The 279-nt window shown below is 53.0% G+C and carries 1 protein-coding gene; it reads right to left on the reverse strand.

Annotated features, from left to right (window positions below):
• A partial coding sequence (locus tag KDM89_RS22185; RefSeq protein WP_230428032.1) for a globin domain-containing protein occupies positions 1 to 279 on the reverse strand: 279 nt, incomplete at both ends.

The raw sequence follows: 279 nt of genomic DNA on the forward strand, positions 1-279 counted from the left end.
GCGTCGGTAGCAACTTCCGCACCCAACACTTCGCGGATCGCACGCAGCAGACAAGTGCCAACGATAGGGTAGTGCTCAGGCAAAATCTGCAGCGCCACATGCTTTTGAATTATTTGAGCTGGCAAATTTCCCAACGCGCCCAGATTGTCGATACAACGTGCGTAGCGCAAAATCGCGTTCGCCAGCGCTCTGGCCTGAGTTCCCTGTTGCTGATGGGCCTGATTGAATAAGGAGCGGACTTCCGGATAGTCGTTCAACATGATTTTGTAGAAGTGCGTG

The organism is Cognatundibacterium luofuense (assembly GCF_018139685.1).
GTDB classification, from domain to species: domain Bacteria; phylum Pseudomonadota; class Gammaproteobacteria; order Burkholderiales; family Burkholderiaceae_D; genus Undibacterium; species Undibacterium luofuense.